The organism is Paenibacillus fonticola DSM 21315, assembly GCF_000381905.1.
In the GTDB taxonomy this organism is placed as follows: Bacteria; Bacillota; Bacilli; order Paenibacillales; family Paenibacillaceae; genus Fontibacillus; species Fontibacillus fonticola.
Genome location: NZ_KB907275.1, coordinates 1 through 25,867 on the forward strand (window position 1 = coordinate 1; position 25,867 = coordinate 25,867).

Annotated in this window: 19 protein-coding genes; 1 reads left to right on the top strand and 18 read right to left on the bottom strand. The window is 49.7% G+C overall.

The annotated features are described in order from the left end of the window. The 15 genes from G358_RS31915 to G358_RS0124325 form a co-directional block, all read right to left on the bottom strand. On the bottom strand, positions 1-4,991 hold a 4,991-nt coding region (locus G358_RS31915; protein ID WP_019639859.1), incomplete at its 3' end, for a hypothetical protein. A 166-nt stretch (positions 4,992-5,157) separates the two neighbouring features. Beyond that, complete coding sequence (locus G358_RS0124260; RefSeq protein ID WP_019639860.1) at positions 5,158-6,030, bottom strand: hypothetical protein; 873 nt, start codon at positions 6,028-6,030, stop codon at positions 5,158-5,160. A gap of 169 nt (positions 6,031-6,199) precedes the next feature. Then, positions 6,200-6,640 (bottom strand): disulfide oxidoreductase, encoded by a 441-nt coding sequence (locus tag G358_RS0124265; protein WP_019639861.1) that lies wholly within the window; start codon positions 6,638-6,640, stop codon positions 6,200-6,202. A gap of 2 nt (positions 6,641-6,642) precedes the next feature. After that, positions 6,643-7,356 carry a DsbA family protein gene (locus G358_RS0124270; protein WP_019639862.1) on the bottom strand — a complete coding sequence of 238 codons (714 nt, stop codon included), beginning with the start codon at positions 7,354-7,356 and terminating at the stop codon, positions 6,643-6,645. Between the two features lie 167 nt (positions 7,357-7,523). Then, a complete protein-coding gene (locus tag G358_RS0124275; RefSeq protein ID WP_019639863.1) occupies positions 7,524-8,168 on the bottom strand; it encodes a 50S ribosomal protein L25 in 645 nt (214 codons plus the stop codon). A gap of 188 nt (positions 8,169-8,356) precedes the next feature. Next, on the bottom strand, positions 8,357-10,072 hold the full coding sequence (ptsP, locus tag G358_RS0124280; RefSeq protein WP_019639864.1) for a phosphoenolpyruvate--protein phosphotransferase: 1,716 nt from the start codon (positions 10,070-10,072) through the stop codon (positions 8,357-8,359). Next, positions 10,065-10,340, bottom strand: coding sequence for an HPr family phosphocarrier protein (locus G358_RS0124285; protein WP_019639865.1), 276 nt, complete (start codon positions 10,338-10,340; stop codon positions 10,065-10,067). Before G358_RS0124285 ends, ptsP begins: the two co-directional genes overlap by 8 nt. A gap of 88 nt (positions 10,341-10,428) precedes the next feature. After that, on the bottom strand, positions 10,429-12,489 hold the full coding sequence (gene ptsG / locus G358_RS0124290; RefSeq protein ID WP_019639866.1) for a glucose-specific PTS transporter subunit IIBC: 2,061 nt from the start codon (positions 12,487-12,489) through the stop codon (positions 10,429-10,431). A 244-nt stretch (positions 12,490-12,733) separates the two neighbouring features. Continuing rightward, entirely contained in the window at positions 12,734-13,576 is an 843-nt protein-coding gene (gene glcT / locus G358_RS0124295; RefSeq protein ID WP_019639867.1) for a glucose PTS transporter transcription antiterminator GlcT, read from the bottom strand. A 188-nt stretch (positions 13,577-13,764) separates the two neighbouring features. Next, the gene (locus G358_RS0124300) at positions 13,765-15,378 is read right to left on the bottom strand and encodes a flotillin family protein (RefSeq protein WP_019639868.1); all 1,614 of its coding nucleotides are present in this window, start codon (positions 15,376-15,378) and stop codon (positions 13,765-13,767) included. 1 nt (position 15,379) lies between these two features. After that, positions 15,380-15,922, bottom strand: a complete 543-nt coding sequence (locus G358_RS0124305) for an NfeD family membrane protein (protein ID WP_019639869.1) — start codon at positions 15,920-15,922, stop codon at positions 15,380-15,382. 249 nt (positions 15,923-16,171) lie between these two features. Then, positions 16,172-17,335 (bottom strand): iron-containing alcohol dehydrogenase, encoded by a 1,164-nt coding sequence (locus G358_RS0124310; RefSeq protein WP_019639870.1) that lies wholly within the window; start codon positions 17,333-17,335, stop codon positions 16,172-16,174. Between the two features lie 952 nt (positions 17,336-18,287). After that, positions 18,288-19,868, bottom strand: a complete 1,581-nt coding sequence (locus tag G358_RS0124315) for a UDP-glucose--hexose-1-phosphate uridylyltransferase (protein WP_019639871.1) — start codon at positions 19,866-19,868, stop codon at positions 18,288-18,290. A gap of 12 nt (positions 19,869-19,880) precedes the next feature. Next, positions 19,881-20,873: a UDP-glucose 4-epimerase GalE gene (galE, locus tag G358_RS0124320; RefSeq protein WP_019639872.1), complete on the bottom strand. Its 993-nt coding sequence runs from the start codon at positions 20,871-20,873 to the stop codon at positions 19,881-19,883. A 1-nt stretch (position 20,874) separates the two neighbouring features. After that, positions 20,875-22,053, bottom strand: coding sequence for a galactokinase (locus G358_RS0124325; RefSeq protein WP_019639873.1), 1,179 nt, complete (start codon positions 22,051-22,053; stop codon positions 20,875-20,877). A 171-nt stretch (positions 22,054-22,224) separates the two neighbouring features. Between G358_RS0124325 and G358_RS0124330 the strand changes: the two genes are divergently transcribed. Further along, positions 22,225-23,076: an AraC family transcriptional regulator gene (locus tag G358_RS0124330; protein WP_019639874.1), complete on the top strand. Its 852-nt coding sequence runs from the start codon at positions 22,225-22,227 to the stop codon at positions 23,074-23,076. Positions 23,077-23,152: 76 nt separating this feature from the next. Here the strand turns inward: G358_RS0124330 and mgrA are convergent, their stop codons facing one another. From mgrA to G358_RS0124345, 3 genes are all read right to left on the bottom strand, one after another. After that, positions 23,153-24,157 carry an L-glyceraldehyde 3-phosphate reductase gene (gene mgrA / locus G358_RS0124335; RefSeq protein WP_019639875.1) on the bottom strand — a complete coding sequence of 335 codons (1,005 nt, stop codon included), beginning with the start codon at positions 24,155-24,157 and terminating at the stop codon, positions 23,153-23,155. A 98-nt stretch (positions 24,158-24,255) separates the two neighbouring features. Continuing rightward, positions 24,256-25,023, bottom strand: a complete 768-nt coding sequence (locus tag G358_RS0124340; protein WP_019639876.1) for an NAD-dependent protein deacylase — start codon at positions 25,021-25,023, stop codon at positions 24,256-24,258. Positions 25,024-25,028: 5 nt separating this feature from the next. Further along, positions 25,029-25,802: an HAD family hydrolase gene (locus G358_RS0124345; RefSeq protein ID WP_019639877.1), complete on the bottom strand. Its 774-nt coding sequence runs from the start codon at positions 25,800-25,802 to the stop codon at positions 25,029-25,031. Positions 25,803-25,867 lie beyond the last annotated feature (65 nt).

The window sequence follows — 25,867 nt, forward strand, 5'->3', positions numbered from 1 at the left end:
TCGATATGGGATGAACCGACCGATTCACTCTGCAATACGGCGCCATCCACGATACCCGCCTGCAAATGAGTGCGCCCGATCGAGCCCGCCGCCAGGTCGCTTCCGCTCACTCCGCCTTCGGGCAGCAGTCCGTTCCGGCGCAGTTCACCCGATAAATGATCCAATTGTACAGCTTCAGACTGGAGATGCCGCGATTCTACCGCTGCTTCAGCGATATGTTCTCCAGCCACGCTGTTCTCGGACAGATGACGGGATTCCACAAGCCCCGCCGTAAGATGGTGGCTTTGTATCGATTCATCCGCCAAATGATAGCTTTGAACCGCTCCAGCTTCGATATGGGATGAACCGACCGATTCCTCCTGCAATACGGCGCCATCCACGATGCCCGCCTGCAAATGAGTGCGCCCGATCGAGCCCGCCGCCAGATCGCTTCCGCTCACTCCGCCTTCGGGCAGCAGTCCATCCCGGCGCAGTTCACCCGATAAATGATCCAATTGTACAGCTTCAGACTGAAGATGCTGCGATTCTACCGCTGCTTCAGCGATATGTTCTCCAGCCACGCTGTCCTCGGACAGATGACGGGATTCCACAAGGCCCGCCGTAAGATGGTGGCTTTGTATCGACTCATTAGCCAAATGATAGCTCTGAACCGCTCCGGCTTCGATATGGGATGAACCGACCGATTCCTCCTGCATTACGGCGCCATCCACGATACCCGCCTGCAAATGAGTACGCCCGATCGAGCCCGCCACCAGATCGCTTCCTATAATCCCTCTCTCCGGGAGTAGTCCGTTACGCTGCAAATCGATCGCTAAATGCTTCACCTGTATCGCTTGAGCCCGAATATGGCATGAATCAAGCGCAGCCTCGGCAATATGCTTTCCGTCTACACTCCCCTCGGATAAATGCTCAGATGCCACTATGCCTGATGACAAGTGCCGGCTCTGGATCAATTCATCCGCCAAATGGGAGCTTTGTATTGATCCTGCCTGTAAATGCAGTGATCCAATCGATTCCTTCTGGAGCACTCCCCCATCTACAGCCCCCGCCTGCAAATGAGTACGGCTGATCGAGCCAGCGATCAGATCACTTCCCTGAATCCCTTTCTCGGGCAGGAGACCTTTTGCGCGCAGTTCGGCCGATAATTGCTCCACATGTACGGCATCGGGCTGGATATGCCGCGATTCAATCGCTGCCTTGGCAATGTGGTTTCCAGCTACGCTTCCCTCGGACAGATGGCGGGATTCCACAAGACCGGCCGTCATATGGTGGCTTTGAATCAATTCGTCCGCCAAATGATAGCTCTGCACCGCTCCGGCCTCGATATGCGATGAACCGACGGATTCCCCCTGCAAGACGGCGCCATCCACGATGCCCGCCTGCAAATGAGTACGGCTGATCGAGCCGGCGATCAGATCACTTCCCTGAATCCCTTTCTCGGGCAGGAGACCTTCTGCGCGCAGTTTGGCCGATAATTGCTCTACATGTACGGCCTGGGGCTGGATATGCCGTGATTCTATCGCAGCATCGGCGATGTGGCTTCCAGCTACACTCCCCCCAGACAAATGACGGGATTCCACTAAGCCAGCCGTCATATGATCGCTTTGAATCGATTCGTCCGCCAAATGATAGCTCTGCACCGCTCCAGCTTCGATGTGCGATGAGCCGACGGATTCTGCCTGCAATACGACACCATCTACGATGCCTGCCTGCAAATGAGTACGGCCGATCGAACCCTCCACCAGGTCGCTCCCCACAATCCCTCTCTCCGGAAGCAGTCCGTCCCGCTGTAAATCAACTGACAAGTGCTCCATCTGAACTGCATGAGGCCGAATATGATGGGAATCAAGAGCGGCCTCGGCAATATGCTCCCCAGCTACACTGCCCTTGGACAGATGGTGCGATTGAACAGCAGCCTCTGTCAGATGCTGACTGATGACCGACTCATCGCTCAAATGATGGCGCTGTACCGAGCGCGGCTGCAATTTAGTCGAGCCGACGGATTCCCGCTGCAGCACATCGCTGTCTACCGCCCCATCCTTTAGATGTACCCTGCTGATGGAGTCCGGTACGATGTCACTGCCTACAATTCCTCTCTCCGGCAGCAGCCCTTCCCTCTGCAGCTCGGCTGATAAATGCTTTGCTTGCACCGCCTGGGCCTGCACATGGCGGGCAGCAATAGACGCTTCTGCGAGATGATTTCCGTTAACGCCTCCCTCGGACAAATGTTGGCCGCCAACTGCTCCGTTTGCCAAATGATCGCTCTGAATGCTTTCTTTCGCTAAGTGATGGCTTTGTACAGAACCCGACTGCAAGTGGGATGAGTCAACGGATCCTCCCTGCAGTAATTCTCCGTTGATCACCCCGGTTTGAAGATGCCCCCGGCTGATGGAGCCCAGTACGATATCACTGCCGTCAATCCCTCTCTCCGGCAGCAGCCCATCCCGCTGCAAGTCAGTGGACAAATGCCCTATCTGCACTGCCTGCGGCCGAATATGGCGGGAGTCGAGCGCTTCGTCAGCAATATGCTGCCCACCCACAGCGCCTTCGGATAAATGGCGGGACTCCACAAGACGGTCGGCCAAATGTTCACTCGCGACTGATTCGGCGGTTATATGATGATTCTGCACGGACCGGAGCTGTAAATGGAGGGAGCCAACGACGCCGGGCTGCAGCACAACCTCATCAACTGATCCGGGCTGCAGATGCTTTCGATTGATAGACCCGGACTGCAAACTATTTCCGCTTATCCCGCCTGCCGGAAGCAATCCGTCACGATACAATTCCGGCGCCAAATGGGAGGCTGTAATATTTTGAGGTTTTATATGCTGCGACTCCACAGACTCATCACCAATATGCTGGCTGCTAATGATCCCTTTTGTTAAATGAGTGGGCTGAACCGCACCCTCTCTTAGCTTTGCCGCTGAAACCGCGCCGTCCTCCAGCGCCCGTTCCGATACAGAGCCGTCTGATAAATGATGGGATTTCAATACACCTGCTCCCACATGCCTGGCTGTGACGGATTCGGGGGCTAAATGTCCGGATAATATCGCTTCATCCGCCAACAACTCGCTTTGGACAACACCCTTAGATAAATGCTGGCTCTGGATCGCTGCATCGGCTATTTTGGAGGAAACTACACTTCCTTCTGCAAGCTTGGATGATGTTACAGCCAAATCATTTATTTTATCGCTTGTGACGCTTTCAGGCGACAATTTCAGCGAAGTAACGACATGATCCTGTAAATGATGGGAGAACACAGCTCCTTGATTAATTTGCTCCTCCCCTACAGCACCAGCTTGCAGTTGCTCTCCACCCACACTACCCGGAGTTAAATGAAGTGTATGAATTAAGCCGGGAACAAGATGGCGGGAGTGGATTGCTTCAGTACCTATCGCCAAGCTGCTTACTGCTCCGTCCGCGATTTTATTTCCGGTCACACTCCCATCCATCAGCTTCTCACTTGTCACTGAACCGTCCTGAAGCTGCAGGGTTGAAATCGAATCCTCAGCCAAATGCCGTTCTGATATTTCTCCATCGCCAATTTTTGCTCCGGTTACGGCTTCTTCCGCAATATGCCATTCATCGATCGCATGGGTAGCTATATGCTCTCCCTGCACGGAATCGACCGCAATATGCCGGGACGTAACCGCGCCGAAGGCAAGCTGCCCTTTTTGAACCGAGCCCGGGGTAAGATGTCTTGTGAGTACGGATTCATCCGCTAATTTCTGCGGTAAAATACTTTGATCGGCAATTTTTGAGGAGGTGACTGCTTGCTCAACGATTTGCGTTGTGCCTACAGATTGATCGGCCAGCTTCGTCGAAAGGATGCTGCGATCGGCAAGATGTCTTCCCTTTATTTCGCCTGACCGGATATGCTCTTCCCCAATGCTGCTTGCCCGTATATGGATTCGGTCAACCGCTTCGGGGGAAATGTGCTTGGAATATATAGCATTCTCCTCAATATGCTGCGAAGCGATAATATTTTTTTCCAAGTGGTTCGCTCCTACACTAGGGCTCGCCAACTGTTCTTTGCCGATTAATCCGGGAGTCAGGTTCCGTGCAGTAATTGCATTCTCACCTAAATGCCGGCCTTCAATGATGCCATCCTGGATTTTTGACGCCGTCACGCATCCGTCACGCAGCTTCGACGAAGTGACCGCTTGCTCAGCAAGTTTGGAGTTATCGATGACTCCGTTCGCCAAATTAATCGTTTGAATGCCTCCGCTTATTATTTTATCCGAAGTCACCGCCTGATCCTGCAGCAAATCCGTAGTCACGATCCAATCGCTCAAGTGACGGCTCTGAATCGAATGATTTGCCAGCTTATCGGCTCCGATAATTCCGTCCGCCAGCTTATCCGAGGTAATGCTTCCATTCTGAAGCTTCTCACCGCTAATCGAACGATTTCTGATTGCTCTTCCCTCAATGGAGCCATCTACCAAATGTTCGCCCGTAATCGACTCAGCCGCGATTTTAGAAGAGGTTACGGCACCATCGGCAATCTTGATGCCTTGTACAGCGTAATCTGCTAACCAGGCGGTACCAATCGTCCCATACTTGATTCGCGAAGCATCGATCGTATAAGGGGCGATCTTCGCCCCCGTAACGGCGGCATCTGTCAAATCGCTCGTATAAATAATCCCTTCGCTTGCAAGCGGTGTTTTCTTCTCCGCCAAGTGCGCCTCCAAATTCACCGCTGGAAGCGGTTGTTCATCCTCTTCCACAAAGCTGGTTTCCTTCGTTGCTCCCTGCTCCTCACGCTTGGCGCTTGCCGACTCCTCCGAAGAGGCATCCGATATGGTCTCCAAATCCTCCCCATGAGGAGACATTACGAGCGCTGCAGATTGGTGGATTTTGATTTCCTTCGGACCGGCTCGTCGTTCAATCCTGTCATCCTCCAGCAGCTTAAGCTCATCAATATCCGGATTATCCACATAGTAGAGTGACTTTTTTGTTCTACCGGTTCTCGGGGTTCTGTTCTTCTTCAAGCCGTTCTCTCCTTTGCCCAGTAATTAATGTCTTTGGCATCATATGCGAACGGCTAGGCACTTGTCACAACAGCTTCTCTAATCCGCCGAACCAGATGTTATGTCCGGTTTAAAATGAAATAACCTTAGCAAGATCGCTCTCGCTAAGGTTATATTCATTGTTCAGTCATTTCGTTACAATGGAATTCAAGGAGGCATAGGCTAATGGCACGAAGCCTTCCGAAGGCTCCCCATGCGGAATGTTCAGCTCGAAACAATATCCTTGCCCATCAATCTCTTTGACGATATACTGCTGGGTCAGTTCTTTTCCAGTCGCCTCCAGAAAAACCGAAGTACCGGGCATGAACTTGTGCATGATCCCGCTGTTTACTTCCTCTGCCTTACCTGTGTCCGCCAGCTTTTCTTTAGCCTCCAACACCAGCTGTTCCGTATTGTAATCAGAAGGCAGCTTAACAATCTTCACCTTGTAATTTGGATCATAATTCATACTCAAAGTATCCGTCTCGGAATCGAAGGTAAAAATATCAAACACATAAAGCGCATACCCCTTGCCCTCAGTCAAATTGGCGCTCCGTTCTTCCTTCATCCCTTCCAGTTCTACTTCCAGCTGTTTGGTCGCAGGCAACCCTGCTGCTGGTTCCGGTTGCGAAGCTTTTCCCAACTGGGTCAGCATCAGCTGTTTTAACGTATCATCTCCTTCGACGGCCTTCTCTACATATGCAAACTCAACCGGTTCATTCGGAGCCAATTCCTCAGCTATAGCCGATATAGAAGCATCCATCTGGAATGCCATCGGTTGTCCATTAACTTCTATTTCTACAGAGTGATTATCGATCATACCGGTGAAATGACCTTTCCCCTGCTTGACTTCCTCGTCCTGCGCCTCATCAGAAGGATTTGCTTCATCCCGAATTTGGCTATTCCCGGCATTCGAATTTGCTGGTGTTTCTGGTTGATCCGTTTTACTGCAGGCGGTTAGCGACAAAGACAATGTCAGCAGTACTGCTGCAAATAGCGTCATTACTCTGCTCTTATTCATTATGCACCTCCATTAACAATAACGATCCAGGCTGCCGAAATGTTGCACTTGCATTTTTTGGAACGAACCCAAATATGACTAGCCGCTGCAGTGAGGTCCCAACACTATGCAAAAAAGCCCCATTGGCCATTCAAATGGCCGAAGGGGCATCCTTCAAACTATTTCTGAATTATTCCTCAATTGACGAATCTCTAGCAATAAAAAGACATAAAGTAATCAGTATAAAGGCAACTAAAGCCATCAAAGGAATCGTCACAAATCCCCACCAATTCAAATAATCGACGTTGCATGGTATCCCTACTTTACACGGCAATAACTGCGCCAGGCCGGGAATTTTTTGCTGAGCGTAATGATAGGTAGAAATAGACCCTCCGATGATGCTAAGCGGAATGGCATAAACTAGAATCTTCCGATCGTTGCGAAACGCCGCCATTCCGAGTAATATGACTAACGGATACATGAAAATGCGCTGGAACCAGCACAGCTTGCAGGGCTCATAATACAGCACTTCACTTAAATACAAACTCCCAGCAGTAGCGACCATCGACACAAGCCAGGCGAAATAAATGCCGTATTCTCTAAAAAAAGCACGCACCGATCCTCGCGCCATCACTAACTCCCCTTCAGCTCATTTTCGATCGCCTTCTGAATTCCAGGGTAATCTGAGTAGCCGCCATAAAACTCCTTGCCATTAATAAAGAGCGTTGGCGTTCCACTAACTCTTAGCTCGCTTGCTTTGTTTCTATGCTCTTCCACATCTTTCAAATACGTCCGTTCTTCTATATCTTTACGAAGCAGGTCATAATCAATTGCGATGCTCTCCTTCTCAGCAAGCTCGACTAGAAAATCAACGGTTGCCCATTCCTCATTTTCATCGCCCTGATTTTTGTACAAGGCGTCAAAATAGTCCCAAAAGGCTTCCTTATTTTGATGGTAGACAGCCTGCGCGGCGAGAGCAGCCGTATCGGAATCCCGATCAAGAAACGGATAATTCATAAAGTAGAAGGCGACCTTGCCCTGCTCTATATAATCGCTTTGGATTTGCGGCTTGATCAGCTCATTGAAATTACTGCATGCCGGGCATTTATAATCACCAAATTCAACGATTTTCACCGGAGCATCCGGATTGCCGAGCACGGGTAGGCTAGCATAGGCAAAGGCTTCTTCTTTGGGTTTTGGCTGAATCGATAACACTATAATGCATAAGGCCAACAGTACCCCTACAGTGGAAAACCAAATGATCCGTCTTTTCCTCTGCTGCTGTTCCTGCTTCTTTTGTTCTGTCTTACGCTGCGCCAGCGTACTGCTCTTTTTCTTAGGTGGCATGCTATCCCCTCTTTCTTAAAATTTGCATAACCACATTATACAGTAGTAACTAACCTAGTTACAAAGGAATGTTCGAAAACTACCCCATTTAGCATAAATTGGCTCTGTTCATTTGCCTCGAAAATGGCAACAAGACGGCCCTATAGACCGTCTTGACCTAACTGTTATTATTTATCCCCCGTATCTCCTGCAGCATCAGCAGCTCCGGCCTCGGTGGAATCATTCTCCGCTTCGCCCTCTGCTTCCGCCAAACGCGGCAATACGACAGAGGCCAGCAACTCATCCTCTCCGCCGACTAATGTTATCCCTCCCGGCAAGGTTACATTTGCTGCAATCAGTTTATCGCCCGTATTTAGGGATGTTACATCAACTTCCAGCCCGGCAGGCAATGCATCCGGCAGCCCTTCAACCTCAAGCTCTGTCGCTTGAACCTGCAATATGCCGCCGATCTTTGTCCCTTCAGCCGTACCCGTATAAACAAGCGGTACCCTGACGCGGATCGGTTTATTTTTGGATACTTTTTGAAAATCAACATGAGTGACCTTGCCATTGCGGCGTTGCATTTCCTTTATCAATACCGGAAAGCTGCCGCCTCCTTCAATATGCAGGTCAAACAACTCCGAGCGCCCCGTGCGTGCCACTTTGGCAAGCTGCTTCTCCTCCACATGGATGGATATCCCGTCTGAGCCTCCACCATAAACAACGGCGGGAATCCGCCCGCTCCCCCTTAAGCGGTTCAGCGATGAACGGCTAAATTCCGTTCGCTTTGAGACATCTACGTGCAGCGTGTGCTGGTCCTTACTCGTAGTCATAATGGAACACCCTCCTCAATATATGCCATGGCAAAGCCATATTGTTATTTTACCCAAAACCGCTGTTATCCTAACGTACTTGCTGTATCAGCAGATGCTAGGCTCGCGACACGAAAAAAACCGGTGCATACGCACCGGCTGTAAGGAAACCCATTATTGTTGGAAAAGTTGGAAAAACGAATAACCTTTTAGGACAGATTGATCCCGCGCACGAGCTCAACCACTTCTTCGGCAGTGCTCATTTGCAGCGCCTTAGCCGCTAATTCCTGCATTTCGCCTTTGGAAAGCTTGGCAATTTGCGAGCGGGCTGGAAGGATGGATGTTGCGCTCATGCTGAATTCATCGAGGCCAAGTCCTAGCAGCAGTGGAATCGCAGTCGCATCTCCTGCCATTTCCCCGCACATTCCTGCCCAGCGCCCTTCCTTATGAGCCGCATCAATGACCATTTTCACCAAGCGCAAAATCGCTGGATTGTATGGCTGGTACAAGTACGAGACGCGCTCGTTCATCCGGTCAGCAGCCATCGTGTATTGAATCAAATCATTCGTACCGATGCTGAAGAAGTCTACTTCCTTGGCAAACTGATCAGCCAATACAGCGGTAGATGGAATTTCCACCATGATGCCGATCTGAATTTCTTCGGAGACGGCCACACCTTCTGCTGCCAGTTTTTCCTTTTCTTCAAGCAATAAAGCTTTGGCCTGCCGGAACTCATCCAGCGTGGCAATCATCGGGAACATAATACGCAAATTGCCATAAGTGCTGGCCCGAAGCAATGCGCGGAGCTGGGTACGGAAAATGTCCGTCCGCTCCAAACAAAGACGTACAGCTCTGAAGCCCAGGAATGGATTCATCTCTTTCGGCAACTCCAAATAAGGCAGCTCTTTATCCCCGCCGATATCGAGAGTTCTTACGACAACAGGCTTGCCTTCCATACGCTCAAGCACCGTCTTATAAGCGTTGAACTGTACTTCCTCCGAAGGAAGCTCGGTTCGTCCCATATATAGGAACTCGGTACGGTACAGCCCTACGCCTTCGCCGCCGTTATCAAGCACACCTTCGACATCGTTTGGCGTTCCGATATTGGCAGCCAGTTCCACATGAATCCCGTCTTTGGACACGGTTGGAACCTCGCGCAGCTTTTTCCATTCCTCAATCTGCTGCAGATACTTATCCCGCTTAGCGGTATATTGCTCTACAACCTCTGAAGAAGGGTTTACAATCACTGTGCCATCCAAGCCATCAACGATAAGCAGATCACCGTTATTGACCTGGCTTAAAATATCCTTCGTCCCAACGACAGCCGGAATTTCCAGGGAACGGGCCATGATGGCCGAGTGGGAGGTGCGTCCCCCGATATTCGTCGTAAATCCCTTAACATATTTCCGGTTAAGCTGAGCGGTGTCCGAAGGGGTGAGGTCTTCGGCAACAACGATAACTTCCTGGCTAATCTCTGCGGGATTCACATAACTGAGTCCAAGCAGATGAGTGAGCACACGCTTAGTTACGTCTTTCATATCGGCTGCCCGTTCGCGGAGATAAGCGCTCTTCATATTTTCGAACATCGCGATGAACTGCTGCGCAGTTTCATTCAATGCATATTCCGCACTGACTTTCTCCGATGTAATTTTGTCCCGGACTGGCGTCAGCAGCTCAGGATCGTTCAGAATAAGCAAATGAGATTCAAAGATCTCCGCTTTCTTCTCCCCCAGCTCTTGAAGCGTTCCTTCCTTAATTGCCTCTAGCTCCTGCTGTGATTTCGATAAAGCTTCATCCAGGCGAACATTTTCAGCCGCAGGGTCTTCGATCTCCCGGCGCTTTACCGTATAATCGGGATGCTCTAATTTAAATACCGGGGCGATCGCCACACCTGCCGATGCGGCAATACCGTTGATGTTAAGCATTCACTTCGCCTAACCCTTCATTGACCATTACATCAGTGAGCGCTTGAAGAGCATCTGCGGCATTGTCTCCTTCAACAGACAAAGTAATCAAATCCCCTTGCTCGAGACCGAGGGACAAAACGCCAAGAATGGACTTCAATGTTACCTTTTTGCCATTTGCCTCCGCAAAAACCTCAGCGCCGCCAAACTTGTTTGCTGTATTTACCAGCGCAGTGGCTGGGCGTGCATGAATACCGTCTTCATCCGTAATTTTAAATACTCTTTCCATCGTTGCTACATCTCGCTTTCTGTTATGTTATAGTTTATTTGGAAATCCCTCATCTTAATGATAAGGGATTTTATACCCTTGAGTGTACTTATTTAATGGTAATGATCTTTCCTGTCCCGGCTTTCACCGTTCCGGTCTTGTTCAACTCGACGACGGAACCTTCCGGAAGATTAGAGAAAATGACCGGTGAAATCAAGGATTTCGCATTTTCTTTCACATAAGCGATATCTACTTCCAAAATGGGCTGTCCCGCCGCAACGAGATCCCCTTCTTCGACAAGCACTTTAAATCCTTGCCCTTTCAGCTTCACCGTATTCACTCCGATATGCACGAGAACTTCCTTGCCCCCATCAGACAAAATACCAATCGCATGCTTACTAGGGAACACATTGAAAACTTTACCATATACCGGGGAACAAATCGTTCCCTCATGCGGCAGAACGGCAAAGCCGTCGCCCGTCATTTTCTCGGAAAATACAGGATCAGGCACCTCGGTAATATTCATCAGTTCACCGCTGGCCGGCATTACAATATCCTCATCGATAATGGCCTTTCCTTCTTCCGCAGCTTGCTGTTCCACCTCGGCTGGCTTCTCCGCTGTAACAGCAGGCAAAGTTGCCGGGGTCTTACCACTCATTATATCGCCGATTTGAGTTTTAATCGTATCGGATCTTGTGCCAAAAATGGCTTGAACGTTGTTGCCAACTTCAAGAACTCCAGAGGCGCCCAAATTTTTGAGGCGGTCCTTGTTCACTTCCGATTTTTCCTTCACTTCAACGCGAAGACGGGTAATGCAAGCATCGAGATGAACAATGTTGTCCTTCCCGCCCAGCGCCGCGAGAATATTGTATGGAAGTTCATCCTGCTTCACCTTAGCCCCTTGTTCGCCGCTGTCCTCTCCGGCCGATTCATCCTCACGCCCAGGCGTCTTCAGATTGAACTTGCGAATGACAAAACGGAACCCGAAGTAGTAAATAACGGCAAGGATCAAACCTACGATAATGACGTTCCACCAAGCCGTACGTCCTGGAATTACCCCGAAAATGAGGAAGTCGATCAATCCGCCGGAGAAGGTCATTCCGATTTTAACATCAAGCAAATGCATTGTCATAAAGGACAATCCGGCAAACAAGCAGTGTACTACAAACAGAAGGGGAGCTACGAATAAGAATGAAAACTCCAGCGGCTCCGTAATTCCTGTCAATAATGATGTGAGCGCAGCCGATCCCATAATCCCGGCGACATATTTTTTATGAGCGGGCTTAGCTTCATGATAAATCGCCAGCGCAGCAGCCGGCAACCCGAACATCATAAATGGGTATTTTCCCGTTGTGAATGTGCCGGCAGTAAAGGCGACCCCGTCCCGAAGTTGCTGCATGAAAATTTGCTGATCCCCGCGAACTAGTTGGCCTGCCTTGTTCACGTACTCTCCAAATTCAAACCAGAACGGTGAATAAAAAATATGATGAAGACCAAATGGAATGAGCCCGCGTTCAATAATTCCAAATACGAATGCAGATAACGTCCTGTTCTGCTCAAGCATAAAGTGCGACACCGTATTCAATCCTGTCTGGATCGGCGGCCAAACAATAACCATAAGCAAACCGAGTAGCACAGATGTCCCTGCGGTCATAATCGGTACAAACCGTTTACCCGCAAAAAATCCAAGATATGAAGGCAGCTCGATTTTGAAAAAGCGTTTATACATCGAAGCTGCAAGAATACCTACAATAACGCCTCCAAATACGCCCGTCGCCAAAGTTGGAATACCAAGAACGTCGGCGTAAGCCGGATCGCTTCCTACCATAGACGGTGTTACCCCGATGACTGTTCCCATCGTCACATTCATGACGAGGTAGCCGATAATAGCCGCAAGCCCTGCAACGCCATCTCCGCCTGCAAGCCCTACTGCAACCCCGACCGCGAACAGCAGCGCCAGGTTAGTAAATACGATTTGCCCCGCATTCATCATAACTGTGGCAATCGCATGTACTATATTGTTATCCAGAGCTGGAACCATCTCCAGAAAATCCGGGCTAACAAGCATGTTTCCAAGTCCAAGCAGCAATCCAGCCGCTGGCAGCAACGCCACAGGCAGCATCAGCGCCTTGCCCACCCGTTGCAGCACGCCAAAAAAGCGTTTAAACATATCCATCCTCCTACATACTTTCTCTCTAAGCGTAAACAACAAAAAAGCATGAGCTATTAAAAAGTACCCCGCTTGCATACATATCTCCTACGGATATAATACCCCGCATGGACGCGATGCAATCAACGTACTTTAAATCAACTCATGCCTGATCGAATCAGTTACACATTGTTATATTCTTTTGTTGCTTAACGACTCGAGTATATCAGGAAGATAAAGAATGTGTCAAGCTTCCGGCAACTTATCATTTATGATGAACCGTCAGCCGGTGCAAATGCATTGTCAAATAACTGATTTCTGCCTGGTATACCGGCTTGTTCAGCCTCTGCTCCATAACTTTTGTCAGTCTGTAAGCCAGTTCATACAGGTCTGGATATTCCTGACTTAGCAGCGCTTCCAACTTCTCCACGACAGCGACTTTCTCCCCGCGCCTTATCCGTTCAATTGCGAACCTTAAATGAGTCAGCAGACGGGAATAATCCAGTGAATGCCGTAAAATTCTCAGCTTCAATTCCTCTTCCACCATATTAACAAGGTCGGTGATCAATTGCGTATGCTCCCGCACCTCGCTGACATGCCGGTTCGTCATTGCACTGTTGATGTGAAGAGCGACAAAACCGATCTCATCTTCTCCTAGATCGACTCCCAATTTCTCGTGAATTAGATGGATAGCATACTCGGCCAGTTCGTATTCCAGAGGATATATTTCTTTCGTCTCGAACAAAAATGGATTATGAATGGCAATATCTTGTTCGAGCCGTTTTATGGCAAACGAAATATGATCCGTTAATGCAATATGAATATGTTCATTCAGCACTGTATTCGTTTTCTGGGATATATACTTAATAATTTCTCCAATCACTTCGATTAAATTTTCATCCACTTGAGGAACAAGCTGTTTATACTGCTCCTGCTCCTGCTGATTTGTCAAAATGAACATCTTCTCTACCGCATCAAGCGGGATGGATGCGCCCTGCTTCCGATTAAATCCGATGCCCTTCTCGATGACCACAACTTCGCCATGTTCCGGGTGATTCGCGATGATGACATTGTTATTCAACACTTTGGCTACATGCAGCGTGCTCACAATTGCACCTCTCTTGCTTACAAAATCCTACCCTATGAATTATAAATTCTACCATAGTAAAGCACAATATAAAAGCGTCACGCCTTGACGGCGGGACGCTATATTACACTCTTCAACGAAAGATCAACAGATGTTCCTTTATTTGCGAAATTAATCCAACACCTGATTCAGATTTACTCCATGCCGGATTAAGAGTTTTGCTCCGAAGAGGCGGCGCTCTCCTGGATTACAGAAGGGCCGGCCGTGCCTGCGGATGTAGCTGGAGAAGACGGAACAACCGTCGAAGGCGTACCGGCCGATGCCGGGACGATAGCAGGAGCATGTGCAGGTGCTGACGGCAGCGATTTTCCTTTCGTCAATCCTTTGATCAGGCTATCCAGCTCTATGCCAGACACGCTCTTCAGCATTTCCGGCGCCGTAGCCATCAGCTCGGTCACATAATTGCTGACCCGCGCCGCTCCTTCTCCCTTCCCGGTGTCTACGACGGTCAATTTGTCGATCGATGACAACGGTTCGGCAATTTTCTCGGCTAGCTCCGGCAGCATCCGCACGACGATGTCCAAAATCGCGGCCTCGCCAAATTTCTGGAACGCATCGGCCAGCTTTTCTTTCGCTTCGGCTTCAGCTAGCCCTTTGAGCCGGATAATTTCTGCATCGGCTGTACCTTTAGCCCGCTCGGCATCGGCGATGGCAATACCCTCCAGCCGCTTCTGCTCCGCTGATGCCTTGGCCTGCGTCTCGATAGAATACTGCAATGCATCAGCTTCCAGTATTTTGCGAGCCTTATCCGCTTCAGCTGCAATCTCCACCGCATAACGATCGGCGTCGGCCTTCTTCTTCACTTCGGCGTCATACTGCTTCTGGCGCACCAAAATTTCTTTATCCTGCAAGTCAATTTCCCGCTCTTTGCGCACGAGCTCAACCTTCATCTGCTCTTCCACCATCGTCTGCTTCGCGCGCGCTTCCTGGATATGATAAGCCTGGTCGGCTTCCGCTTTTGCAGTATCCTGTTCTTTCTTAAAGGAAGCGACCTTAAGCTCCTTCTCTTTCGATGCTTCGGCAATGTTCGTGTCGCGCAGCAGTTCGGCCTTCTGTCCGGATTCTTCAGCCAGCGCCTTCTGGATTCGTGAATCCCTTACCGCTTCCGCTTCAGCAATTTCAGCGTCACGCTTCACCGCCGCTATACGCGGCTTACCAAGCGCCTCCAAATAACCGTGCTTGTCGCGTACGTCCTTAATTGTAAAGGACACAATTTGCAAGCCCATTTTTTTCAAATCCCGGGCAGCGACGCCTTGAACCTCCTGCGCGAATTTATCCCGGTTGCGATATACTTCCTCAACAGTCATCGAGCCGAGAATCGAACGAAGATGACCTTCCAGCACTTCCTGCGCTTCCCCTTTTAAAGATTCGATTGGCTTCCCCATAAACTGCTCGGCCGCAGTTGCCACGTCTTCAACAGAGCTGCCAACCTTAATGATCGCAACGCCGTCGGCAGATACCGGAACACCCTGCTCGGTATATACTTCGGGAGTCATGACATCCAGTTTATGCGACAGAAGAGACATAAACTCCGCCTTTTGAAAAATAGGCCAAATAAATGCGCCGCCACCGCGTACGATTTTAATTTTACGGCCTGTATCATCGTCTGAAATGTTTTTGTTTCCGAGAAACGAGCCTGTTACAATCATTGCTTCATCCGGGCTTACCGTTTTATAACGGGCCCAAAATGCCAAACCAAGTACAATAATAACAGCAATGACAATAAGCGGAATTAACAAAAAATCAGGAATACCTTCGATCACGCTACACCAGCTCCCTTTCCTGTTCATTCTCATAAAGCCTTGATACTTGAACTACTCCGTCACTGGAATCCACTACGACAACCAGCGTCCCTGCCGGAATCTCCTGGTGATCCCAACTGGATGCGATATGCAGCGTGTTGCCAGCAACAAAATTGACCATAACCTCCCCAAATCCTTCAGCCGGTATCGGCACAGTCACTTCACCCAGCTTGCCCGGAAGTTCGGCGGTGGAGTAACCTGTCGAGTTCTCGCTGTTCTCCATCGGTTTAACATAAACAAAGTAAATGGCGATTGACATAAACAGAGCGATTAGAATGGACAATACAACGACGGGCACCGGGCCCAGCCCTGTATAGCGCAGCAGCAGTATGCCAGCCCCTCCAAACGTTGTTACTGCGGACGCTAGAATGATGGGCTTCAAAAAATCGAGAGAAATTGCATCAAAAATACCGTCCAGCCAGCTGCCGATAATGTCGCCGAGAATGACGCTGATTAGCGTAAATATTACTCCACCAGCTAAACAGCTCCAGAACATGACCTCCATACCGTTCCTCCTTCCATGGGGTGCCTATATTTAGTAATACGCGGCAATAAACGGATTCGTTTCATTATATTGCAGTCATACCTTCCGATCAAAACATAAAGAGCTGCCCAATAGCAGTAGTTCTACTGATCGGTCAGCTCTTTATTCTTCAAGATTTATATAGGTCGGATAGTTGAATTAGTACACCTTATATAGTTTTCATCATATGGTATTCATCTGGTATTTGGTATTCATCTGGTAATTCTGCAATTACAATGAACGACGGTAAATTTCCAATACGTCCTCTTTGTTCAACTTCGCGAAGTTGCCAAACGGCCCGAATCGTACGGCCTTATCCGCCATTAGCTCCAATTTGCTGTCATCGATATCGTAATCGGCAAGCCGGCTCGGCGCACCAATAGAGCTCCAGAAGGCGCGAAGTGCCGCGATTCCCTCCTCGGCTGCCTGCTCATCGGTTTTTCCGCTTGGATCAACAGCGAACACCTTTACTGCCAATCGTTTAAAGCGGGCTACGTCATGATGCAAATTGTAGCTCATCCAATTCGGGAACAGAATAGCCAGACCTCCCCCATGCGGGATGTCATATACAGCAGAGACGGCATGCTCAATGTTGTGAGTGGCCCAGTCCCCGGAAAGTCCCATATTAAGCACTCCATTTAGAGCCATCGTTCCGGAAAGCAAAATGGTCTCACGGTGATCGAAGCTCTCCAAATCCTCAACCAATTTTGGCGCCGTTTCAATAACGGTACGCAGCAAAGCCTCACAAAATTCGTCCTGCAGCAGCGTGTTGGTTTCCTTATGAAAATAATGCTCGAACACATGCGACATAATATCGACAATTCCGTACACCGTCTGATCTTTAGGCAAAGTAAACGTGTTTTCCGGATCTAAAATCGAGAACACCGGATATACAAGCGGGCTGCCCCAGCCTAGCTTCTCCTCCGTCTCCTCATTGGAAATAACCGAGTTGCCGTTCATTTCCGATCCGGTAGCTGCCATTGTCAGTACGGTCCCCAGCGGTAACGCAGCCTGAGGAACCGCCTTTTGCTCGGCGAAGTCCCACATATCCCCATCATACTTGGCTCCAGCAGCGATCGCCTTGGCGCAGTCCAAAACGCTGCCGCCGCCGACTGCGAGAACGAGCTCAATGCCTTCGGTTTTGCATAGCTCTACGCCGCGGTGAACCGTCGATAAGCGAGGATTCGGCTCCACGCCAGCCAGTTCAGTCACCTCTGCTCCAATTTGCTTTAGGAGTGCAACTACATCGTCATAAAGACCATTGCGCTTAATACTTCCGCCACCATATACAAGCAAAACTTTTCGGCCGTATTTAGGAACCTCCGTTTTTAAAGCCGCTAATTGTCCTTTGCCAAAAATAAGTCTAGTCGGATTATGGAATTGAAAAGAGTTCATGAAGCATGCCTCCCTGTTTAGGTATCCTAATTTAGTTTATCCCTTAAAACCCTAATTCAGCTTTTCCCTTAAAATTATGTACTGCACTTCAAATTATACTCTTCAAACTGAATAGAAACAATCTGCTTACCTTTAGTAAGTTTTTATGTACGACCGCTTTTAAAAACTGAATTTGGTCAGGCTAGACTTTCTGAGACAGGGTGGACTTCCCGTGTTCAGACAGACTTTTCGAGTAAGGGCAGACTTTTCAAGTAGGGGCAGACTTTTCGAGTAAGGGCAGACTTTTCGAGTAAGGGCAGACTTTTCGAGTAAGGGCAGACTTTCCGACAAACTTCCGACAATACTTCGGCCAAGCTTCCGGTACTTCGGCCAATCTCGCGATACCTCGGCCAATCGATCAATTATAAGGGTTCTCCACAAACTCATATCGTCGAGACGACCTAAGTTAATGAGATGATCCAACCAAGTGAGGTGACCCAGCCAAGTAAGGTGACCCAATCAAGTGAGCTAATCCAACCAAGTGAGGTAACCCAGACGAGATAACCTAAGCGGGATGCAAGGCAGGATGAACTAAGTAAGTCATCGGGATGACCAAAATAAGACCATTGGATGTATTTATTTCAGTTCATCATATCCGATTTTATGAAACAGATGGTTTTCAGGTAACTAATTACAAGTAGTTTAGCCTAACTAATCAATCAGCTTGATTTTAATAGCATGAAATCCAACTAAACGCGCAAGTCGCATCAGACTTCATATTTTAAATACCAACTATACAGTTAAATAAGATTTCAATGGTAAAAGAAATAGAAGTAATAGAAGAAATAATAGAAAAAGTAATAGAATAAGTAATAAAAAAAGACTACTCCTCAGATTCAACATAGAATAGAGAAATAGTCTTCTTGCTAAAAAACCTCTGGAAAATAATTGCATCCCGCAAGCCAAGCGTCACTTACTCGCGATAGCCTGCGGAGCTGACGAATCTGCGGAAAGCCTCACGGCCCGCAGTTGTTGCCTTGAACACGCCGGCATGCTCCAGAATCGCGGAAAATTTCAATCCGACCTCATTGCGGAGCAGCGCCTCGGCTTCTTCTGGACTTAGGCCGTGTCCATGCTGAGCCACCAGCCCTTTAATCCAATCTGCATGAACGGCCAGGCCGCATTCCGGATCGGCGAGCACTTCCTCGTACAGCCCCGCATTTCCGCTTAGAATACCAGCGATTTGTGAAAGCTCCTCCTTCAGCCGTCCAGGAAGAATCGCCAGGCCCATCACTTCGATCAGGCCAATATTCTCCTTCTTAATGTGGTGCATTTCGCGGTGCGGATGGAATATCCCCTCCGGGTACTCCTCATTGGTCCGGTTGTTCCGCAGCACGATGTCCATCTCGTAGCTGCCGTCCGCTCCGCGGCGTACAATCGGCGTTACCGTATTGTGCGGAATAGCCTCGCCGTCCGCGTCCGCATCAGTGAACGCCAGCACATCGGCTGCAGGGTCGGTATAGCTTTTCCACTTCTCGTACAAATCGTCGGCTGCGTCAAGCAGCACAGCAGGATCATGCCCGTTCAAACGCAGCACGGTCATCGGCCATTTCACGATGGAGACCGTAATCCCCTGGAACGCTTCATGCCGGAATACCGCTTCGGCTGGCGCCTTTTCCAGCGGGAAAGTATGTTTGCCCCCTTGAAAATGATCATGGGTCAGTATGGACCCCCCGACGATCGGTAGATCAGCGTTGGAGCCAATGAAATAATGCGGAAACTCCGTCGTAAAATCAAGCAGCCGCCGGAAGGTGTCCCGGGTTAGCTTCATCGGCACATGATCATGATGGAAAACGATACAGTGCTCGTTGTAATACACATATGGCGAGTACTGGAAAAACCAAGGCTCGTTGTTCAGCTCTAACGGAACTACCCGCAAATTTTGTCTTGCCGGATGGTTGACCCGCCCGGCGTAGCCTACATTTTCCCGGCATAGCTGGCACTTCGGATACACCGGAGGAGGCAGCAGCTTCGCCATCGCAATCTCCTTTGGACTCTTCTCCGGTTTGGACAGGTTGATCGTTATTTCCATCTCACCGTAGGGTGTCGCCTGATTCCAGTAAATATTGTTGGCGACCCGGTCCATACGGATATAATTACTGTCCACAGCCAGCTTATAAAAATCTTTAGTCGCGGCTTCAATGCCCTGCTCGTTTGCGGTCTGCTTGAAAGCGGCGATTGTCTCCGAAGGACGGGGCATCAATTGGCCCATAATTTTCGCATCCAGCAAATCGCGATACGTATCGGAGTTATCCGGAATCAGACCGATTTCGAAGCCGTAATCAATCAAAGCATCTAACGGCTCGCGCAGCTCGCCAGGAGATAGATCAGCCAAATCCGCAGTCCATGGTTCATCCAGTACAAATAACTCCAGCAGCCGATTGCGCGTATAGTCCATATCCCAGTAATCAAACAATCCATGCTCCAAACCGTAATGCAACAATCGCTCTATCGCCTGCTGCGCTTCTTGCCTGCTTCTTTCTGTAGCTGCCACAGCAATCACTCCTTACTTGAAATCGTCATAGCCGCCAGGGTTTGCGCTATGCCATGCCCATGCGCTCCGGATAATGTTATCCAGGCTGCTTCTGGAAGGCTGCCATTTAAGAATGGATCTGGCCTTATCCGAAGAAGCAATCAGCACTCCTGGATCGCCGGCCCGTCTTGGACTAATAACAACCGGAAAATCACGCCCCGTCACTTCACGTACTTGCGCAATAACCTCCTTGACCGAGAAGCCTTGTCCATTCCCCAAATTGAACACGTTGCTCTCCCCGCCGCCGATCAGATGCTCGACCGCCAGCAAATGGGCATCGGCCAGATCGCTGACATGAATATAATCACGAATACATGTGCCATCCGGCGTATTGTAATCGTCGCCGAATACGGAGATAGAAGGCCGCTGTCCTAATGCCGTCTGTAATATAAGCGGAATAAGATGACTTTCCGGACGATGGTCTTCGCCAATCCGCCCGCTCTCATGTGCGCCGGCAGCATTAAAGTACCGCAAAGAAACATACTTAATCCCAAGCACCTGATCGAACCAGCTGATCATCCGCTCCATCGTCAGCTTCGTCTCGCCGTACACGTTCGTCGGACGGGTCAGATCGCTTTCCTCAATCGGCACTTTTTCAGGTTCGCCGTAAGTAGCTGCCGTAGAGGAGAAGACAATGCGGCGGACATTTGCAGCATCCATTGCTTCAAGCAGGCAGAGCGTGCCGTATACGTTGTTATCATAATATTTGACAGGGTTCTGCATACTCTCGCCAACAAGTGAGTTCGCTGCGAAATGAATGACCGCTTCAATCTCATTTTCCGCGAACAGTTTCGCCAACAGCGCCTTATCCCTTAAGTCGCCTTCATACAATTTACCGCCAAGCAGTGCCTCACGATGTCCTGACTGCAGGTTGTCAATTACAACAACTTCTTTCCCCCGTTCAAGCAGCTCCGCTACCGTATGGGATCCAATATACCCGGCTCCGCCAGTCACCAAAATCGCCATTTTAATTCTCCTCCTTTATTTCATGCACTCCATGTCCTACCCCGCATACATAGAACTCTGCTTCAAGGCCTGTTCGCCGGCGATATGCGTCGCCTACTTGATCCACGAATGACGCTACCGCATCCTCATGAACTAGAGAAACCGTACAGCCGCCAAATCCCGCTCCCGTCATCCGCGAGCCAAGGGTTCCCTCGATTTGCCGGGCTTCCTCCACCATCACATCCAACTCTGTGCAGCTCACCTCATACAAATCGCGGAGCGAATCATGCGATGCATTCATCAGTTCGCCGAAGCGGTGCAAATCATTTGCTTTCAACGCCTCTACGGACGCCAACACTCTGGCGTTTTCTTCGATCACGTGCTTGGCCCGGTTCAGCAGCACCCGATTGTCAAACACCGTCTCCAGTTGCCTTAGGCGCTCGGGCTGCAGATGAGCCAAGTACTGCAGCTTCGGCTCGTGAGCCTGCAGCAGGCTAAGCGCTTCATCACACTGTGAACGGCGCTCGTTATATTTGGAATCGACCAGCCCTCTCCGCTTGTTCGTATTGCCAATGACCAGCTTATACAATCCTGTGCGGAAGGGCACGAGCTCATATTCAAGCGTGTCGCACATTAGCAATATCGCATGGTCCTTCGCCCCGTTTGCAACAGCAAATTGATCCATAATTCCACTGTTCACGCCTACGTAGTGATTTTCGGCTCTTTGGGACAATCTGGCAATTTCCACCTTATCCTGCTCTTTTCCCTCCATCACCAGCAGAGCAAAGGCAGTGACCACTTCAAGCGAGGCGGACGATGAAAGTCCGGCTCCGTTCGGAATTTCCCCGTAATACAGAAGGTCATAGCCGCTTGTCAGCGGGATGTCAAGCTTGCCAAGCTCCGAGATGACGCCGATCGGATAATCAACCCACTCCCCACCTTTGGAACGCCCCAGCTCGCCGAGATCATATTCAACCACGTATGGAAAATTGTCCGATGCAAATGTTACTTTCCGATCCCCCCGGCGGCGTACGGCAAGCGTCGTTCCGAATTCCAACGCAGCCGGGAGGACGTAGCCTCCGTTATAATCGATATGCTCCCCGATCAGATTAACCCGTCCTGGTGCATTAAATATAAAAATGTTCTCCTGACTGTCCCCATAACGCGATTGGAACAGCTGCTCTATTTCCTGTTTCTTCATCCAAAGTCCACCCCATCTTCATGGCATATTCTTTTCTTGCTTTTAGTATAAGTACTCCGCTTCAATTTGATAATGTATGTATGCGAGTTTTGTATGGATAAATATGACCTTCCAAGGTAAAATATAGTTAGCCGGACTTAACCGGACCCACTCTTCAAGGAGGCTTACATCTTGTTACAAGAAACATACAGCGCAGCTGCCAACCCCGAAGTGTTTGATGAAAGCGACCTGCACATTTTGTTTGCCGGCGAAAGCCAGACCCGCTCCGACCACCGGGTCGGCCCTAAAGTATACGACTATTATTTACTTCACTATGTCGAGTCAGGAACCGGCCGGTTTCAGACGGAGTATGCATTATATGAACTACAGGCGGGAGACGGCTTTCTCATCCACCCGAATCAACTGGTCAGTTACGCTTCGGACATAAATACGCCGTGGCGTTACCGCTGGATTGCATTTACCGGAAAAAAGGTCCCGGAGCTGCTCGCCCGTGCCGGCCTGACTCCGCAGCACCCCGTTATTCACACCCCTGCGGACAGCGGCATCCCTCATCATCTTCTGTCTGTATTGCAATCCTTTAGAAGCAAGAAGCCGAGTTCACATCTATATTCTATTGGCTGCTTGCATCTCATTATGGCAGAAGCGGAAGATTCCCACCTGAAGGAATCAACGCTGCCTTCCGGCGAATCAGCGGTCCAAAAAATCGTCAAACAGATGATCCATTATATTTCCAGTCAATATGCCCATCATGTATCGATTGAAGAGATGTGTGCAAGTCTCGGATATAACCGGGCTTATTTGTCGCGCATATTTAAAAAAGAAACCGGACTAACCCCTGTGACGTATTTGCTGAAACTGCGCATCGACAAGTCCCGTCAATTGCTGCGCGAGCGGCCGGAACTGTCCATCGAACAGATTTCTTCCTCTGTCGGTTTAAATGACGCTCTTTATTTCTCGCGGCAGTTCCGCCGTTTTCACGGGCAATCGCCAAGCGAATACCGGAAAAGCGCCTCAGGAAAATAAAAGGCTCTCCGCAAAAATAAAAAGCTGTCTCCAGTAGTGAAATGCTACTCAGAGACAGCCTGGTCCTTGCTGCAAATTAATGATCACCGTGGCTATGCAAAATAGTCTCGATCCGGTTCAATTCCTCCTCGGTGAAATCCAGTTTGTTTAATGCCTGTACGTTTTCTTCGATTTGACTGACGCGGCTGGCGCCGATCAATGCGGAGGTCACTTTTCCTCCGCGCAGCACCCAGGCTAGCGCGAATTGAGCCAGACTCTGCCCCCGCGCAGCTGCCATCTGATTGAGCGCCCGCACCTTGCGCAGCATTTCAGGCGTAATCTGCGCTTCCTGCAAAGCGCCAGTCGGATTTTTGGCCCGGGAATCCTCCGGGATTCCGTTCAAATATTTGTTCGTTAAGAGCCCCTGCGCGAGCGGACAGAAGGCGATGCTGCCTACGCCGTTCTCTTCCAGAACATTCTGCAGTCCATCCTCAATCCAACGATCCAGCATCGAATAATTTGGCTGATGAATGAGCAGAGGTGTGCCGAGCTGCTTCAGAATCGCCACCGCTTCCTTCGTTTGTTCAGCCGAATAGCTTGAAATCCCGACATACAGCGCCTTGCCGGAGCGGACAATTTGGTCCAGCGCCATCATCGTTTCTTCAAGCGGTGTGTCAGGATCAAAACGATGCGAGTAAAAAATATCTACATAATCCAATCCCATGCGCTTAAGACTTTGATCCAGACTGGAAATTAAGTATTTACGCGAACCCCATTCGCCGTAAGGACCCGGCCACATATAGTAGCCAGCTTTAGAGGAAATAACCAATTCATCGCGATAGGAAGCCAGATCCTTTTTCAGAATTGCCCCGAACATCTCTTCCGCAGACCCTGGAGGCGGCCCGTAATTGTTTGCCAAATCGAAATGAGTAATACCAAGATCAAAAGCTCTGCGAATCATCTCCCGGCCATTTTCAAACGTGTTCACTCCGCCAAAATTATGCCACAGCCCCAGCGATATGGCCGGAAGCTTAAGGCCGGAACGGCCCACACGGTTATATATCATTGACTCGTAGCGGTCTTCATTAGCAATATATGCCATCTAGTTCCCCTACCTTCCGGAATAAATTAGCTTTCGCAAAATATCATATCTCGTTCAATTCCCTTTGGCAAGAAAGAAGAAAACGGTTACCTCTCTAGTCACTCCCCCTCAAAGGGGCCTTCTGTCAGGAGCGACTTTACTTCGCCAAGCACAGCGCCAATCGGTTCCGTAATAATTAAATCCGCCCGGCTATCGTACGCGGTCGCCGAAGCATTTAACAGCACGGTTTGTTTGCCGCGAAAGTATGTAACCAGATGAGCCGCAGGCTGAACTGTTAAAGATGTGCCGCCGATGAGCAGCAAATCAGCCTCGCTGATCGCCTGCACCGTATTTTCAATAACATCGTTATCCAAATTTTCTCCATACAAGACGACATCAGGCTTGACGGTCCCGCCGCAGGCTTTACATCTTGGCACCGTCTCCGTCATAACCATAATGTCCTCCAGGCTATGAAAACGGCTGCAGCTCATGCAATAATTCCGGTGGATGGAACCGTGCAGTTCCAGCACTTTGCGGCTTCCAGCCTTTTGGTGGAGCCCGTCGATATTTTGCGTTATGACGGCATCCAGCTTGCCCTCCGCCTCCAGCCAGGCCAAAAATCGATGTGCCGGATTCGGCTCGGCATGAAGATGAATCATTTTCGTCTTGTAAAAGTCGTAAAATACTTCCGGATGGCGGTCAAAAAACGGCCTGCTCAATATTTCCTCCGGCGAATAAGGGGAGGATTTCTCCTGCTGATAAATTCCTGCGGCTGAACGAAAATCGGGAATGCCGCTTTCCGTTGAAATGCCCGCCCCGCCGAAAAATACAATTTTCCGGCTTTCGTTCACCCATGCTGCCAACGTCTCGACTTTACTATTTTTCAATCGATTCATGCCTCCTCAACCACTTGTATTTCCGAAAAACTACGAATAATTACATCCGCATCGAGCAAATAAGCTTCTCCGCCGCCTTCAGGGGCAAGCCCGATTGCCAACTGGACACCTGCCTGCTTCCCCATCTGCATATCCCCGTTGCTGTCTCCGACGACGACAGCCTCTTCCGGCAGGATGCCCAGCTCCTGACAGGCAAGTAAGGCCATGTCGGGAAAAGGCTTGCCGATGCTCACGCGATCTCTGCCGATGACAGCACCGAAATAATGCTCGATGCCCATCCAGCTCAAGTGCTCCCGGGCTGCTGCCGTCGTATCTGACGTCACGACAGCAAGCTGGATTCCCTGCTCTTTGCAAGCCGTTAAAAAGCTGGAAAGCCCCGGCATCGGCCTAGCATTTCGCCGCCGCTTCAGTTCAATCATCGCTGAGGAGCTGAACTGCCTGACCTGCATCAGCGCTTCATTCCAGGGAACTCCCGCCGCATAAAGCTGCCAGGCAAGCAGTGCCGTAACTTCCTCCTCGCTCCCCATTGCAAGGGGGCCCGCCTTGTCGTAGTCGGCAAGCTGCTGCTGTTCATCAAGCTTTAGCCCCAGTAAGGCAGAACGGCTGCCAATACGCTCGGCTCCGATCAGTTCCAAATGACTATCCAGCAAATCCAATAGCGTTACTGCCCATTCGCCCCAGAGAGCCATAAAGTCGAGCAGTGTCCCATCCTTATCCAACAATATTCCCCGGCAGGACACCTTGTGCCTGCCTGCTTGTACACCCGGCATACTCCTAATCCCCGCCCCTGTTTGGAATAGTTCATTCATATTGCGGTCTAAAATCTCTCTAACTG